Annotated in this window: 13 protein-coding genes; 2 read left to right on the top strand and 11 right to left on the bottom strand. The window is 45.3% G+C overall.

The features are described from left to right. Positions 1 to 27: 27 nt before the first annotated feature. The 6 genes from ybaK to def all read right to left on the bottom strand — a co-directional run bounded on the left by ybaK (position 28) and on the right by def (position 6,872). Positions 28 to 501, bottom strand: coding sequence for a Cys-tRNA(Pro) deacylase (ybaK, locus tag EBI00_RS07215; protein WP_123095240.1), 474 nt, complete (start codon positions 499 to 501; stop codon positions 28 to 30). A gap of 20 nt (positions 502 to 521) precedes the next feature. After that, the gene (locus tag EBI00_RS07210) at positions 522 to 1,970 is read right to left on the bottom strand and encodes a TrkH family potassium uptake protein (protein ID WP_123095239.1); all 1,449 of its coding nucleotides are present in this window, start codon (positions 1,968 to 1,970) and stop codon (positions 522 to 524) included. Positions 1,971 to 2,046: 76 nt separating this feature from the next. Continuing rightward, on the bottom strand, positions 2,047 to 3,420 hold the full coding sequence (trkA, locus tag EBI00_RS07205) for a Trk system potassium transporter TrkA (RefSeq protein WP_123095238.1): 1,374 nt from the start codon (positions 3,418 to 3,420) through the stop codon (positions 2,047 to 2,049). A 494-nt stretch (positions 3,421 to 3,914) separates the two neighbouring features. Beyond that, on the bottom strand, positions 3,915 to 5,294 hold the full coding sequence (rsmB, locus tag EBI00_RS07200) for a 16S rRNA (cytosine(967)-C(5))-methyltransferase RsmB (RefSeq protein ID WP_123095237.1): 1,380 nt from the start codon (positions 5,292 to 5,294) through the stop codon (positions 3,915 to 3,917). Next, positions 5,291 to 6,277, bottom strand: coding sequence for a methionyl-tRNA formyltransferase (gene fmt, locus EBI00_RS07195; protein WP_123095236.1), 987 nt, complete (start codon positions 6,275 to 6,277; stop codon positions 5,291 to 5,293). The genes rsmB and fmt overlap by 4 nt, the downstream gene beginning before the upstream one ends. An 82-nt stretch (positions 6,278 to 6,359) precedes the next feature. After that, positions 6,360 to 6,872 carry a peptide deformylase gene (gene def, locus EBI00_RS07190; protein WP_123095407.1) on the bottom strand — a complete coding sequence of 171 codons (513 nt, stop codon included), beginning with the start codon at positions 6,870 to 6,872 and terminating at the stop codon, positions 6,360 to 6,362. Positions 6,873 to 7,092: 220 nt separating this feature from the next. Between def and dprA the strand changes: the two genes are divergently transcribed. Beyond that, on the top strand, positions 7,093 to 8,367 hold the full coding sequence (gene dprA / locus EBI00_RS07185) for a DNA-processing protein DprA (RefSeq protein WP_123095235.1): 1,275 nt from the start codon (positions 7,093 to 7,095) through the stop codon (positions 8,365 to 8,367). Between the two features lie 41 nt (positions 8,368 to 8,408). On the opposite strand, the gene EBI00_RS07180 is transcribed toward dprA, so the two are convergent. After that, entirely contained in the window at positions 8,409 to 8,828 is a 420-nt protein-coding gene (locus EBI00_RS07180; protein WP_123095234.1) for an RNA-binding S4 domain-containing protein, read from the bottom strand. 44 nt (positions 8,829 to 8,872) lie between these two features. Between EBI00_RS07180 and cysQ the strand changes: the two genes are divergently transcribed. Further along, positions 8,873 to 9,733 (top strand): 3'(2'),5'-bisphosphate nucleotidase CysQ, encoded by an 861-nt coding sequence (cysQ, locus tag EBI00_RS07175; RefSeq protein WP_123095233.1) that lies wholly within the window; start codon positions 8,873 to 8,875, stop codon positions 9,731 to 9,733. Positions 9,734 to 9,815: 82 nt separating this feature from the next. Here cysQ and EBI00_RS07170 read toward each other — a convergent pair whose 3' ends face one another. The 4 genes from EBI00_RS07170 to EBI00_RS07155 form a co-directional block, all read right to left on the bottom strand. Further along, positions 9,816 to 11,135, bottom strand: coding sequence for a TRAP transporter large permease (locus tag EBI00_RS07170; protein WP_206612560.1), 1,320 nt, complete (start codon positions 11,133 to 11,135; stop codon positions 9,816 to 9,818). Continuing rightward, the gene (locus EBI00_RS07165) at positions 11,128 to 11,688 is read right to left on the bottom strand and encodes a TRAP transporter small permease subunit (protein ID WP_123095232.1); all 561 of its coding nucleotides are present in this window, start codon (positions 11,686 to 11,688) and stop codon (positions 11,128 to 11,130) included. Before EBI00_RS07165 ends, EBI00_RS07170 begins: the two co-directional genes overlap by 8 nt. A 124-nt stretch (positions 11,689 to 11,812) precedes the next feature. Continuing rightward, positions 11,813 to 12,838, bottom strand: a complete 1,026-nt coding sequence (locus EBI00_RS07160; protein WP_174714902.1) for a TRAP transporter substrate-binding protein — start codon at positions 12,836 to 12,838, stop codon at positions 11,813 to 11,815. 425 nt (positions 12,839 to 13,263) lie between these two features. Beyond that, positions 13,264 to 15,153 carry a methyl-accepting chemotaxis protein gene (locus tag EBI00_RS07155; protein WP_123095231.1) on the bottom strand — a complete coding sequence of 630 codons (1,890 nt, stop codon included), beginning with the start codon at positions 15,151 to 15,153 and terminating at the stop codon, positions 13,264 to 13,266. Positions 15,154 to 15,497 lie beyond the last annotated feature (344 nt).

Below are 15,497 nucleotides of genomic sequence, written 5' to 3'. Positions count from 1 at the left end.
TTGATGAATTGGGCTGTTTGTTTTCGACTATCTGGCTTCAGCAATGTCTGAAAAAGTGGTATTGCGACACACTCGGCTGAGATCGTCTGGTGCCAGACTGATGTCTAAGCCGCGCTGTCCTCCGCTGACATAGATCTTGTCAAACGCTTGTGCACTTAGATCAATGCAGGTCACTAAACGTTTCTTTTGCCCTACTGGGCTGATGCCACCGAGCAAATATCCAGTGACTCGTTCGGCTTCTTTTGCGTCAGCCATACGAAGTTTTTTCACCCCAAAAGCCTGTGCGGCACGCTTTAGGTTGAGCGTGCCGGTGACAGGGACAATGGCGACAAACAGATTTTTATCGTCGCTGACTAATAAGGTTTTAAAGACGCAAGCAGGATCAAGGTTGAGCTTTTGCGCAGCCTCTTCGCCAAAGTTAGAGCATTGTCTGTCGTGCTCGTATTCATGAATGCCAAACGCGATTTGGTGTTTGTTCAGTTCGTTAATAGCTGGCGTCATCTTTTTTTCCTGTCACTGTGTTATTTCTGCCAGAACATAGGCGTGAATAAGACCAGTAAGGTAAACACTTCTAAACGTCCAAGTAGCATAGCAAAACACAACATCCATTTCGCGGGATCACTAATGCTAGAAAAGCTAGAGGCGACTTCTCCCAACCCTGGTCCTAAATTATTTAGCGTTGCAGCAACCGCAGACCAAGAGGTGACTTGATCCAATCCTGTTGCCATTAAGCCAATCATTAAGACAATATAGATAAGCAAGTAAGCCGAGAAGAAGCCCCACACCGCTGAAACGACGCGTTCATTAACCGCCTTTCCTCCTACCTTGACAGGAATAACCGCACTTGGGTGGATTAAACGCTGAATTTCACGCATGCCCTGTTTCAATATTAATAGAATACGAATCACCTTCATGCCACCACCAGTTGACCCGGCACAACCACCAATGAACGAGGTGACGATCAGTAAGAAAGGTAAGAAATTGGGCCAAGCAGAAAAGTCTGTCGTACCAAACCCAGCCGTTGTGGCGATAGACACTGTCTCAAACAAGGCATAGCGAAGAGATGTGTCCCAGTCATAAGTAGATGTTAAAGCCAATACCAGAGTCGACAATATACAAGTACTGGATAAAACTAAGATAAAAAAACGTGCTTCAGGGTCTTTTAAATAATGCCAGACACTTCGGTGTCGCCAAGCAAAAAAGTGTAGAGCGAAGTTAAACGCCGACACTATCATGAAAAATACACAAATGAGTTCGATCGCGACACTGTTAAAATAGCCGATACTGGCATCGTGTGTTGAGAACCCGCCAATAGCGACCGTAGAAAAACTGTGGCTGATTGCATCGAATAGGCTCATACCCGCAATCCAATAGCCTAGGGCACACACCGTCGTTAAAGTGGCATAAATGAGCCAGAGTGCCTTTGCTGTTTCAGCAATACGTGGTGTTAATTTTGAATCTTTTACTGGCCCCGGAGTCTCTGCTCTATAAAGTTGCATCCCCCCAATTCCTAACATTGGCATAATCGCCACCGCCAAAACGATAATACCCATACCACCCAACCAGTTAAGTAACTGACGATAAAACAAAATAGACTTGGGCAGATCATCAATGCCAGTGAGGATGGTGGCCCCGGTTGTGGTTAATCCAGAGACGGATTCAAACAAGGCGTCGGTAAACGACAGGTTGGGTAATTCGGCTAAGTAAAATGGCACAGACCCAAACAAACCGAGCACTGTCCAGAATAAAACGGTTACCAAAAAACCGTCTCTAATTTTTAATTCTCCACGTGCATTACGTACGGGAAACCATAATAAGAACCCGCCAAGTATGTTGATGGCAAAGGCATATAAAAAAGCCGTGATTGTCTCATCAGAATAGATCATGGACACAATGATGGGCGGGATCAGTGCGATACTGAAAACCATGACCAATAAACCAATGACACGTAACACAACACTTAAATGCATACTCATTTCCTAGAGCCTGTCTCTCTTAGACGCGGACAGGTCTGCCTTTACAACCTACTTAATAAGCAGGGAAAAATTAAAAGAAGGTTAAGCCGACCTGAAACAGTTGCTCGACGGCTGGGATTTGCTTTTTGTTAGTCACAAAAATAATGACGTGATCTTCAGCCTGAATAATTAAATCGCCGGTCGCCACGAACATACTGTCTTCGCGCACTATTGCACCAATGGTGGCACCATCTGGTAGGTTTAAGCTGGCAATGCTTCGCCCCACTACTTTCGATGAACGATAATCCCCATGGGCTACCGCCTCTAATGCTTCGGCGGCCCCTTTACGCATCGAGTGAACGTTGACCACATCACCGCGTCGAATATAACTGAGTAATGAACTGATAGTGGTTTGTTGCGGCGAAATCGCAATGTCAATCATGCCTTCTTGCACTATATCTACATAGGCAGGGTTATTGATGATGGTCATAACTGTACGAACGCCGAGTACTTTTGCCAACATAGAAGACATGATGTTGGCTTCGTCGTTGTTGGTTAGCGCGCAAAAAACGTCGGTAGATTCGATGTTTTCTTCGAGCAATAATTCTTGCTTAGACGCATCCCCATTGAGCACTATGGTGTTATTGAGTGTTTCTGATAAATAACGACAGCGCTCTGGATCTCGCTCAATGATTTTAACGCGGTATTCTTTTTCTAAGCTCTGAGCCAATCGTTCCCCGATATTACCGCCACCTGCAATAATGATGCGTCGATAAGGAGTATCTAAGGGTCGCAGTTCGCTCATAACGTCTAGCACATCACGTTGTGCGGTGAGGAAGAACACCTCGTCGTTTGCCCGAATCTGCGTATTTCCGTCAGGTGAAATAGATTTTCCATCCCGATAAATAGCGGCAATCCGAGTCATTATAGAAGGCATGTGTTCTTTTAAATAACTAATTGGCTGATCAATTAAGGGGCCGCCCTTTTCGGCTTTAACTACTACCAGTTGCACTTTGCCATTTGCGAATTCCATGACTTGCAATGCACCGGGATATCGAATTAATCGACTTAAATGTTTAGTGACTTCTTTTTCCGGACTGATGCGAACGTCCATTGGAATCGCTTGATCGTTAAAGAGCGCGGGATACTGAGCGTAGACACTAGAACGCACACGGCCTATTTTTGTAGGAGTTTTAAAGAGAGTATGGGCAACCTGACAAGCAATCATGTTTGTCTCATCCTGGTTACTTACGGCGATCAGCATGTCAGCATCGTTACAACCTGCGCGATCTAACACGTCAGGGTGAGCGCCATTGCCTTCGACAGTTTGTATGTCTAAACGGTCTTGCAATTCTCTAAGACGATTGACATCCATATCAATCACAGTGATATCGTTATCTTCGCTTGCTAGGTTTTCTGCAAGAGTGGCACCAACTTGGCCTGCACCAATAATGATGATTTTCATAGTTTGCCTTAGAGCGTTGTGTAGAGTTTCGCTCTTTATCTAGAGTATGAGGTTCAATAACAGAAAGCATGATTTAATAATCGTGTTAACGGGCTGAGTAGCCGATTTTACATTCTTAATTCAGGTCACTAAGTGTAACCACATAAGGGCAAACATTTAACTTGAACTTGCAAAATACTCATTTTTTTTTCGGATGAATTTCGCCCTTATAAGTCCATGTGAATTCATCGCATTAACTTATGCACTTTCAGTCTTCAATTGTTGTTTTCAGATGAGGAAAGTGACTTTATTTTTACAATGACGACAGTCCTTTTTTGTAATGAAAATGTGACAGTTGCGAGTCTATATTTAGGATAAATTAATAAAAGAGAAACAAATCAGAAGTGACTGTTTCACGTGGAACAGTCACTTCTGGCCACAAAAGCAATTTCAGCAATTTCCTTTTTTTAAATACAAATAGTCTGCCTGTTAATCACTTCATCAAATAGCTGGCGTTAAGTTTTTTTCTGCAACAGGCAGTAGTAGAAACCATCGTGACCATCTTCATGCGGGAATAATTGTCGACCGTAACTAACAGGAATTCCCCACTCTGTAGCAAAACTTGGTGCTAATGAATTCAATGGAACTTCCGATGCGTCAGCTTGATTTGCCAAGAAATGTTGTATTTGTTGTTCGTTTTCTTCCGGCATTAACGAGCAAGTGGCGTACAACAGAAAGCCGCCTTGATTCAGCGTCGTCCAAACCTGTTTAAGAATCTCTCGCTGGATGATAACCAGATCATCAATATCGGCTGGTTTTCGATTGATCTTAATGTCTGGGTTGCGACGAATAACCCCCGTTGCAGTACATGGAACGTCGAGTAAGATTTTGTCGAAATGTTCGCCATCCCACCACGCATCAAGGTCACTCGCATCGGCACAAATCAATTGCGCCGAATAGCCAAGACGTGTCAAATTGGATTCGATTTTTTCCATGCGCCATGGTTCTAGTTCAACGGCAGTGAGTTCCATTGAGCTTAGTCCAGCAGAGTTGGCTTTCTCTAACAAGTGACCTGTTTTTCCTCCAGGCGCTGCGCAAGCATCCAATATTTTCTCGCCGTCTTTGGGCGATAAAATATGTGCGGAAAGCTGAGCCGCTTCATCTTGAACGCTAACATAGCCATCATCAAAACCTGGTAACTCTCCTACTCGAACGGCATTTCTTAGGTACAAAGCTGAATCTGAAAACTCGCCATTTTCTGCATTTATACCCAAGTCTAGGAGTTGCTCATTGTATGTTTCACGTGAAACGAGACTCTCGTTTACGCGAATACACATCGGTGGATGCGTGTTGCTGGCTTCAATTATTTTTTCAAGATGCTCTGGCCAATGCTTATTGAAACGCTTCACCAGCCATTTTGGCATGTTGAATTCTACCGAAGGTTGAGCTTCTAGAATCTCAACTATGTCGTCGGCCTCTCTTTGGTAACGACGTAGCACTGCATTCATTAACTTGGTTGCCCAGTCTTTTTTCAAGATCCGGCACGCTTCTACTGTTTCGTTTACTGCCGCATGATCAGGAGTGTTCATGTAGGTTAATTGATACAAACCTAAAAGTAAGACAGCGTATAAATCTGTGTCCTTTTCTTCAAAAGGATGCGCCAACAAATGCAATGCAATGCTGTTTAGTCTCGGGTACTGACGACACACACCGAAGCATAATTCTTTAAGCATTGGAGCGTGTTCGCTTGCTACATCCATTTGATGGCGAGCGAGTTGCGTACTAAGCGAGCCCTGTTGAAGCAGAATATTGGTAATGACTGTAACCGCCACTTGGCGAGCGCTTTGTGTGCTTGTGCTGGCGTGGGATGAAATGTTCTTGTCAAACTGGTTCATAGCGTCTGCTCAATAAGACCAAGACGTTGACCTATTTCTAAGGCGGCTTTGTGTTTGCCGTTTAAGGCGTCTTGGACTTTCATGCGCTTGCCGCCTGAAAATTGGATCTCAGTAATGAGGAGTGAACCTTGCCCAGTGGCAATGATAATACCCTTTTTGCTAACCACCAGAATATCACCAGGTATGGAAGTTTCATCGTCTACGCTGGCAATGTGTGCCGCATGAATTTTCATTACACCAGCAATGCTGTGGGTGTAAGCAACTGGCCAAGGTGACAAACCGCGAATTTGACGCTCGATTAATTCTGCTGAAGATGACCAGTTTACTTCGCCTTCTTGCTTGGTAAGTTTCGCGGCGTAGCAAGTGAGGCTTTCATCTTGTTGCTCTGGAAATAATGTATCGGCTTTGAACCTTTCTAGAGCTTCAATGAGTGCGCTACCACCAAGAACCGCCAAGCGATCGTGTAGTGTTTCTGACGTGTCTGTTGGTTTGATATCGCAGCGTGCTTTTAACAGCATGTCGCCCGTATCTAAGCCAACATCCATTTGCATGATAGTGATGCCAGTTTCGCTGTCTCCAGCCATCAAAGAGCGATGAATCGGAGCGGCACCACGCCAGCGAGGCAGCAAAGAAGCATGTACGTTGATGCAACCAAACTTAGGCGTATCCAATACTATTTTTGGCAGGATGATTCCGTATGCAGCGACAATCATAAGATCGGCTTCTAACGCGGCGAGTTTTGCCTTGTCTTCATCCTGTTTGAAATTTAACGGCTGATAAACTGGAATGTCGTTAGCGATAGCAAGTTGCTTAACAGGGCTCTGAACCAGCTTTTGGCCACGGCCTGCTGGACGATCTGGCTGAGTATAAACGCCGACGATCTCATACTGGTTTTCGAGTTTTGAATCTAAGATAGCTTGCAGGCTAGCCGCTGCAAATTCAGGTGTTCCTGCAAAAACAATACGAAGTGGTGAGGTTGGCATAAAGGTTCCTTAACAAAAAATCAGGCCAAAGCCTGATTTTACGATCTTAATATCAATGGTCACGTTATGAGAAAGGAGATATTTAACCTTTCTGTGCCAGTTTGTGGGCTTTTTCAAGTTTGCTTTTGATGCGGTTGCGTTTCAAGGGTGATAAGTAGTCCACCATGAGTTTACCATCCAGGTGGTCGACTTCGTGTTGCACGCAAACGGCCATGAGTTCGTCCACTTCTAATTCAAACGGCTTACCATGACGATCCAGCGCTTTCACCTTCACTTTGGCGGCACGGTAGATGTGCTCGTAAAAGCCTGGAACGGACAAACAACCTTCTTGAAATTCGTTGGGCTCGTCGTCGAGTACTTCAAATTCGGGGTTAATGAATACGATAGGTTGATTACGTTCTTCAGAGAAATCCATCACCACGAGTCGGTGGTGATAATCCACTTGGGTTGCAGCCAACCCCAAACCATTTTCGTCGTACATGGTATCGAGCATATCATCGATTTTGGTTTGCAGTTCATCGGTGAACTCGGTGATTGGTTTAGCCACTTTGCGTAAACGGTTATCTGGGTATTCAAGTACAGGTAAAACAGCCATGATCTTTTCCAACGATGTGTCTTTGTTCATGAGCAAAGAGGTCATCTCGCTCGTTTCATTTTGTCCATTGTAACGCAAGTCTGACTTTTGAGCAGTCTTCTCATGGCGGTTTTTTGGTCAATATGATTGAATAGCATTTATAGCCAGAGACTATTTACGCTTGGCTTTCGTTTTAGGATAAAACGATCACGATCAATAAACGCAAGGAAGCCACTTCAATATGGACACAGAAACCTCTTATGCCGCTGGGCTAACGCAAACCGATTGGCTGTGCTTGAGCTTTTTATCGGGTATTGGCCCTGCGCGTTTATCGCGTCTTTATACCTATTTAACACATGCATCATTCAGCGATGACTCACCACCCCGACTTTCTTATGAGTTGTTAAGAGCATTAAAGTGGCCCGACGAGACAGCCCGCGAGGCGATAGCCTATTTTGCTGATGGTTCTCTTAACAAAGAACAAGAAGCCAAACGTGATGAATCGTTAGCTTGGTTGGAGGACGATAACCATCACCTGGTGTTGCAAGAAGACGAATGTTATCCAACGGCGTTGAAAGAAATCTCCGTTGCCCCTGCTTTTATTTATGTGGAAGGACATCGTGATGTTTTGGCGTTGCCGAAAATAGGCATTGTGGGCGCTCGTAAATGTACTCGTTATGGTCGGGATGTTACCTTTCAATTTGCCGAGCAATTGTCTGCTCGTGGTATTTGTGTGGTGAGTGGTGGTGCCATGGGAGTGGATACCGCCGCGCATCAAGGGGCATTGCATAGCAAGACGACGCCCACTATTGGTGTCATGGGAACTGGCTTGTTTCATCGTTATCCGAATCACAATCAAAAGATGTTTGATGAGATCCTAGAACAAGGTGGCGCATTGATAAGTGAATACCCACTATCAACCCGCCCTCGCCCCCATTTGTTTCCACCGCGCAATCGCATTATCAGTGGTTTGAGTATGGGCATACTAGTGGCAGAAGCCTCGGTAAAAAGTGGCTCTTTGATCAGCGCCAGTTACGCCATTCAACAAAACCGAGAAGTCTTTGCATTACCAGGCCGATTGACCGACACGCAATCAGCAGGCTGTCATCAGCTTTTGCGACAAGGCGCAATCTTGGTCCGTCATGTGGAGGATATTATGACGGAGTGTCCAGCGCTGTCTTCTGCGTCAATAGTCAAACCGTCTGCTGAGAGTAAGGCGATCGATAAGGAATCAAGAGCTCATAGAAATAATAGGAAATCGTCGTCTACAGACAACAATCAACCGGCTGAGATTGTATCGCCATTGTTACCAAACACTTTTCATGCCTTACCGGAATTGACGTCGGATAATGCCAAGGTGGTCATTAAAATTATGGAGCAAGAAGGTCAAGCAATGGATTTTGATGCCTTGATTCGTCAAAGTAAAATGGACGCTGGATTGATGATGCAAGTGTTAATGGAGTTAGAGTTGTATGCTTGTGTGGAGAATCGAGAAGGCCTTTACCATCGCTGCTGACCGATGGTAAAGGCCTTTTTTTGAAGAAGACACGAGCGGGTTTAATCCATACCACCAAAAATATCTTGTTTGAGTTGCTTAATGTCGCGGCGCTCTTTTTTGTTGGGTTTATGGTCGGACATGATTCGGCCACCATAAGATTTGTTTTCTAAGGCGCGCTTTTCGCGTTTTTCTATTGAGGCTGGTGTTTCTTCGTATAGAAGCTGCGCCTCAGGCGCGCCACGACGTTGTTCACTGATGGCTTTGATCTCTACCACCTTTTCATCCCAACCTGCGCGTATGCCGATTAAAGCGCCTATTTCGACGTTTCGGCTGGCTTTGCCCTTACTGCCGTTGTAAGACACCTTACCGCCATCAATGGCTTCCTTGCAAAGTGAGCGAGTTTTAAAAAAACGGGCGGCCCAAAGCCACTTATCTAAACGAACGGCTTGTGGTGTTGACTGCTTTTCTGTTTTACTCATAAGAAATGCGTTGACCTTATTCTGTTGTCATATTTGAGGCTGTTATGCAGGACATTAGTAGACACCCCACTTTCCAAGCTCTTCAGAAAATAATACACGATGCGGCCGATGTGATCATGGAAATTTATCAGGGCGCGGACTTGGGTATCGAGCAAAAGCTCGACGACAGTCCAGTGACGGCCGCCGACCTTGCTGCCCACAGAGTGATTCTAGCAGGTTTGCAAGCACTTACCCCTGACATTCCCGTTTTATCGGAAGAAGAAGGTGTGGTGACGTTTGAAGAGCGTTCCCAATGGACTATGTTATGGATTGTTGACCCACTCGATGGTACGAAAGAGTTCATCAAGCGTAACGGTGAATTTAGTATTAATATCGCCTTGGTTGAAAATGGCGCGCCGATACTTGGTATGGTGTATTTACCGACGACAACAGAAGGCTATTTTGGTGTGACCAAAACCTGGCAAGGTTTACCGGTTGGCGCGATGAAATGGCAAGGCGATGAATATGAAAGCATTAACGTGAGAGAGCCTCGTGAGCCTATCATCGCCATGACGAGTCGCAGCCATGGCCCTGCTCTTCCCGCGTCTTTAAAAGACAAGTTAAAGCAAACCTACGAGCAAGTGCGTGAGCTACCCAAAGGCAGCTCCATAAAAGGCTGCCGCATTGCAGAAGGCATTGCCGATCTTCACTTACGTCGAGGGCCAACCAGTGAATGGGACACGGCCGCCCAGCAAGCCATCATCGAAGCCGCAGGCGGCATGCTGGTCACACCAGAGGGCAAACCCTTTCGTTACAACCAAAGAGAAACCCTACTCAACGGCCACTTCTTTGTGTCCGGTGCCGAGATCGCCCCCTACATCATGAACTGGTACCTTGAAAACAACGAAGGAGAACAAGAAAAGTAAGTTTACTCTTCTTGTTCTCCTTCGTTGTTTACCAGTCTTCGTTTTTGCCGTTCTGTTTTTCGCGGAGAATGAATAAGCGTATTTATCCCATAACTTTATTCGGTAACCAGAGTACCAGTTCAGGAAACATCATACAGATCGCTAACACCGACAGTTTAATAAGCACAAACGGCGCTACCGACTTATAGATATCCAGCATGCTGATGCCTGGTGGTGCTATCCCTTTAAGGTAAAACAAAGCGAATCCATAGGGTGGGGTTTGCACGGCAATTAAGATATTGAGAATCATCAAGATGCCAAACCAAATAGGGTCATAACCTAGCGATACAGCGATGGGCGTAAAGATAGGGGCGCACATTAATACAATGATAAATTCATCAATAATAAAGCCGAGCAATAACATGATCAGCTGGAACATGATGATCACCATAATCGGTGATAGCCCTAAATCTTGGGTAAAGCTCGCCACCATGTTTTGCACGCCCATCAACAAATGGAAGTTACTAAACACCGAAGCACCAAAGATAATCCACATGGCGACACTAACCAACAACGCGGCCTGCATACCGGCATTTTTGACCATACGAGGCTTAAGGCGTTTAAAAAACATCGCTAACAAAATGGCTCCGACGACACCGATGGCTCCGGATTCTGTTGGTGTTGCGATCCCCATAATGATGCTGCCTAAAACCACAAAAATCAGTATTAGAGACAGTAAGCCATCGCGGGCAGTGAACCATTTTTCTTTCGTTGTTGGCGCCACATCAGGCACCTTGTCTAATGGCGCCTTGTTGTGATCCAGTTTGCAGGAAATCACCACGTAAGCGACTAATAGCACAATGATGATCGCCGCAGGTACCAAGGCCGCGATAAACATGCGCCCAACGGAGTTTTGTGTTGCAGAGGCAAACATGATCATTGGAATGCTGGGAGGGATCAAAATACCCAAACCGCCACCGGCCATAATAACACCCAGTGCCAAACGTTTGTTATAGCCTCGTTCCAACATGGGACGCAGGGCGATACTGCCCGAGGTCATGATGCCCGCGCCGATAATCCCCACCATGGCGCCAATCATAGAACAAACAAAGATCACGCTGATAGCAAGAGAACCACGAACTCGACCTATGATCATCTGGCTGGCATTGAACATAGCATCGCCGATTCCCGACCGAGTTAATAATTGGCCCATGTAAATATATAAAGGAATGGCCAGTAAGATAAAGCTGAAGTGAGTGTCTTCTAATGTGGTGGGAATAACATTAAACAGCCCTTCTCCCCATGTCGCATAGCCGACGGCCATAGCAATGCCGCCCAGTGCCAACCCCACAGGAGCACCCAATGCAAAGGCGGCAAGAATGCAGGCAAGCAAAACGCCGGTTAACACTTCAATACTAATCATTTGGCGTTTCCTCTAAGTGGTTGCGTAAAGATGCTGGAAGCAGATTTTTGCCAGTGAATAAGTGATAACACTCTTCTAGCCAATCGCTTGTTAACTGAAGTGCGAGTAGCACACTGGCGACGGCCATCATGACCCAGTAATGGTGCATCTGTGGTGCCCATTCGCTCTGGCGACGGTAATTGAATTCTATGGCTTCTTCGAACTTGCCAATGCTCATTTTGCAGATCACGGCGACGAAAAAAATCGCCAAGCTAAAAGACAACATATTAAAAATATTGCGAATACGTGGTGACACTGTGTTGTATAAAATATCTACATTGATATGAGCTCGCTGCTGTTGCGCAAAAGCACCACCTAAGGCAGCAATGTAACCAAAGATAAAAAGTGATAAGTCGTAAGCCCAAATAGTAGGACTGTTTAAAAAGTAGCGTGCAAACACCTCAAAGGCGACGACAAACGCCAGTACCGGCATGAGGTAGGAAATGGAGTTGCCGATAAAGCTCACCAGCGCATGAGTTCCTAGGCAATAGCCTCTGATCGCTGTCACTATCATTATTTTTGTACCTTGTTAGGGTGAGTTTAGAGGGGGTAAAAAAAGTAAAGGAGACTCGATATTGCCTTAGTCTCCTTCACCTCTCGCGTTCCATTAAGTATAAGCTTTTTGACTCTGTATGCGCTTAATTGGCTTCTGAGCGCAGAACATCAATCAACTCTTTGCTGTATTTGTCAGCAGCAGAGTACTCATCCCATAGACCGGCGCCCGCTTGTTTCCATGCTGCTTTGTCTGCATCGCTTGGTGCTGGGCTCCACTGAAGGCCTTTTGCCTGCATTTCAGCAACGGCTTGTGATTCCCACAGTTTCGATTTAGTCATTTGCTCACGAGCATGAACCGTCGTGGCCGCAGATACGATAGCTTGAAGATCAGGAGACAGTTTGTTCCAAGCATTACGGTTAACTACGATAGGTAATACTTGTGCACCTGCTAAAGGAAGTGGGTACATGTATTTTGCTACTTCTACGTGGTTGCCATCGCGGTGGTCTATCATGTTAGAGCCGATAGAGCCGTCGATTACGCCAGTGGAAAGACTGGTGTAAATTTCAGACCAAGCCAAAGACACAGGAGACGCACCTAAATTACGTAGGAACTTACCGTAAGCACCTGGCGCACGGATTTTCAAACCATTGAAATCTTCAATCGAGTTAATCTGCTTTTTCGTAATAACGTAAACGGCAGGCTGGATGTAAGGGTCAAGCCAAACAAGACCTTGCTCGCCATACGCTTTTTTCAGAATAGGTGCCCAACCCTTTTCTTGGAACAAGGTGGTTAGTTCTGCAGCATCGCTTGTGCCACCAGGCAGACCGATTTCAACCAAACCAGCTGGTAGTTCACCCGCGTGCATGGATTGGAAAGGCGCACCCATAGAGATAAGACCGGTTTTCACCGCGCCTAAAATCCCTGTTGTACCCACGCCTTCACCAGAGTAAAGAACTTGTACCTTGATACGGCCATCGGACATGGCTTCAATGTTTTTTGCTAACCCTTCGTAAACTTCACCGTAAGCGGTACCGCGTCCGTATAAGTTGGCAAAACGCCAGTTGTGATCTGCTGCGTGAGCCGTAGAAGCGACAGCGCCTAGGCCAAGTGCGACAGCCAAAGAACTCGCAACCAATCGTTTTTTTACTTTTAGTATCGTCTTAATCATTGAGTTACCTCGAGAGCAAAAGTGCATAAAAAAGTCACATCCAAGATGGCGTGACACCTTGTATTCGATACTTTCAAAAAGCTTGCGTGCGTTAAAGCGCGCAAAATCTATCTAAAGTTTTGTCATCATCAAACAATCAAAAATACCAAAAGCCTTTATAAATCAGCTTACTAAGTCAAAGTCGACGCACCAAAAAAAACTTCACGCACAATATTGGTGCAAAAAAAGTATGATTCAGGTTCATCAAAAGCATGAAGAAAATAGATCTATGATGTTGAAAACGTGCATTTTTTTTGCATTTTTCTAGGGCGTCTTAGAAATCATAAGGTGATAAAATCTGTATGCATTGTTTTGGTGCGAAAGAAGTATGCAGACTTTTTTCTAACGCACCCATGAGTATGATTCTGAGCTAAATATTGCGATATTCAGGTTAATTCAAAACGTTTTATTTGTTGTGCTAGTTCGTTTGTTTGGTGGTAAACGTTTTTATTGGCTACCTGTATCGATTGAGTAGCGAGGTGATTATCTTCTATGTCATGGGCGATGATGTCCATATCTTGCGCCATTTGAGTGGTTGTTAATGCCACCTCTTGAATCGCTTGTGAGATCTCCTTGGTATTATTCATAGCCTCTAATGTGTTATTTTCGATTTGATGAATAGTAGCAACCGCGTTTTCGCCTTGCTCCTTACTGCGACTGACTTTTGTGAGACTGAGTGTCATGGCATCAATCACGGCTTGGGTTTCTTTTTGAATGTTTTCGACCTTTTTCGTGATGCTACCGGACGCTTTTACCGTTTGCTCTGACAGAGTTTTTACTTCGTCAGCCACAACGGCAAAACCACGCCCTGCTTCGCCTGCTCGGGCGGCTTCTATTGCGGCGTTGAGCGCCAATAAGCTGGTTTGTTCTGCTACACCTACGATGAGCTCTATCACCACATCAATCTCTTTTGACAAGGTTCCAAGGCGAGATACACGCTCGTTAGTGTCTTGAATGGTGTCAGCGACATCGCTGATGCTGGTCATGGCGTTGCGCATGGCGGTCACCCCTGTCGTTGCCGATTCATAGGCGACTTGGGCCGCACCCTGCACCACCAGAGTCATGTTTTGTACCGTACTGGCAGTCGCGGAAATTTCTTCGGTAGAGGTCGCCAATGTATTGCTTCGATCACGAATGCGTTCGCTGCCACTGACAATCGCTTGGATGCCATGATTCAGTTCATCGGCGGTGACAACCAATTTCTCATTGCTGCTTAGTAAATGACTAATTAAGCGTCGCAGGCTTTCTGACATTTGATTGGCCGCGATAAAAAGCTGCTGGAATTCATCTGGTTTGGTTGGTTGTTGCATTTGCTGATGGGAATGGAGCTTGCCTTGGGCAACGTCTTTCAAGACTTGTAAAACGGCGCTTAGGTTACGATTCAGTGAGTGGATCACCGTCAGCAAAATGCCCCCTATGGTAAAGGCCAATAGTACACAAGCAATGATCAAAGAATGCCGAGCCTGTTCGGCGGTATTGGATGAGCGAGTTTGCGCTTGGATCAATAAGGTATTTTGCAAATACTGGGCGTTTTGATTCATCACTTGCGTGTATTGATGACTTAATGTTGTTAGCCTGCTTTGCTGTTCTTTGAGCATGACAGATAATGAAATAACAGGGGCCAAAGCGTCTTCATAGGTTTGAATCATGGGGTTAAATACGTCCCCAAAGCCGATATTATTAATACTGTCTTTTAATGCTTTAAGAGCGGCATACAAGGCTTGCTGATGCTCAGCGTCACGATACGCAAGAAAGTCTTTCTCTTTTGCTCTTACTTCTTTAAAACCAGCGGAAAAACTGTCTAAGGCACTGAGTTGTTCCGCGAGCGTATTGGCTGACTGGTTTAACGCACCAATGGCGCCCGTGTCTCCGCTGAGTCCCAGTGAGGTCAAGGTTTGCAAGTTATTTTCCAGCGCCGCCAAGTATTCTGGTAACAAGGTTTGGCTGCTGATCAACAAGGTGCGGCCTTTTTCATCCATCAAATCCGGTCGCACTGTAAACCCTGATGCGGTGTCTTGTTTAATGGTTTGTAATGTTTGACGAAGAGTATCGGCATTCGACGTTGTCAACGATGACAGCTCACGCTCAAATTTTAGTAATTCGATTTCAACATTCTTTACATCTGTGGTTAACCGACTTAACTCAGCGGCATCGCCAGACGCCTTCGACATCTGCGTCAAGTTGTAAATAGAATACGCCCCAAAACCGGCATAGCCAACGCAGACCAAAATAACAATCGCAATCAGTTTTTGACGAACAGACAAAGCAATGGACATACTAACCTCCTTTTACTCCCTTTATCGCAAACAGCGTGCAGACGGGGCGCAATTAAAATGGCAAAAAAATAGGATGACAAAAAAAACCTGTTTACCAAACAAGATAAACAGGCCTAAATAATGTGCTGGAAGAACAAAATGAAAGGGCCAGTATCTCACTCTTCATTTCAAGGCAAGTAAGGGGGCGCTGTGGGCCATCTTACTAACAGAGCAACGAGATCAACGGGTGCGTTTGTTGCCCTAACCTCTGTTATCTACCTTAAAGAAGCAGAAAGGGGGATAAAAGTAGGATGAATCAATGTAAAGTTAGAGAATCAGCGAACTGATAAGTACAGCAAGCTAGG

The sequence above is a fragment of the Marinomonas hwangdonensis genome, from assembly GCF_003721245.1.
In the GTDB taxonomy this organism is placed as follows: domain Bacteria; phylum Pseudomonadota; class Gammaproteobacteria; order Pseudomonadales; family Marinomonadaceae; genus Marinomonas; species Marinomonas hwangdonensis.
Note: the sequence above shows the minus strand (reverse complement) of the source record. Positions and strands in the feature narration are given on the sequence as shown.

Coding starts and splice junctions, on each gene's coding strand:
- EBI00_RS07160 (WP_174714902.1), bottom strand. CDS start 12,838: ATGATTAAGACGATACTAAAAGTAAAAAAACGATTGGTTGCGAGTTCT.
- EBI00_RS07155 (WP_123095231.1), bottom strand. CDS start 15,153: ATGTCCATTGCTTTGTCTGTTCGTCAAAAACTGATTGCGATTGTTATT.
- EBI00_RS07170 (WP_206612560.1), bottom strand. CDS start 11,135: ATGATTAGTATTGAAGTGTTAACCGGCGTTTTGCTTGCCTGCATTCTT.
- def (WP_123095407.1), bottom strand. CDS start 6,872: ATGGCTGTTTTACCTGTACTTGAATACCCAGATAACCGTTTACGCAAA.
- EBI00_RS07210 (WP_123095239.1), bottom strand. CDS start 1,970: ATGCATTTAAGTGTTGTGTTACGTGTCATTGGTTTATTGGTCATGGTT.
- EBI00_RS07165 (WP_123095232.1), bottom strand. CDS start 11,688: ATGATAGTGACAGCGATCAGAGGCTATTGCCTAGGAACTCATGCGCTG.
- fmt (WP_123095236.1), bottom strand. CDS start 6,277: ATGCCAACCTCACCACTTCGTATTGTTTTTGCAGGAACACCTGAATTT.
- ybaK (WP_123095240.1), bottom strand. CDS start 501: ATGACGCCAGCTATTAACGAACTGAACAAACACCAAATCGCGTTTGGC.
- cysQ (WP_123095233.1), top strand. CDS start 8,873: ATGCAGGACATTAGTAGACACCCCACTTTCCAAGCTCTTCAGAAAATA.
- EBI00_RS07180 (WP_123095234.1), bottom strand. CDS start 8,828: ATGAGTAAAACAGAAAAGCAGTCAACACCACAAGCCGTTCGTTTAGAT.
- dprA (WP_123095235.1), top strand. CDS start 7,093: ATGGACACAGAAACCTCTTATGCCGCTGGGCTAACGCAAACCGATTGG.
- trkA (WP_123095238.1), bottom strand. CDS start 3,420: ATGAAAATCATCATTATTGGTGCAGGCCAAGTTGGTGCCACTCTTGCA.
- rsmB (WP_123095237.1), bottom strand. CDS start 5,294: ATGAACCAGTTTGACAAGAACATTTCATCCCACGCCAGCACAAGCACA.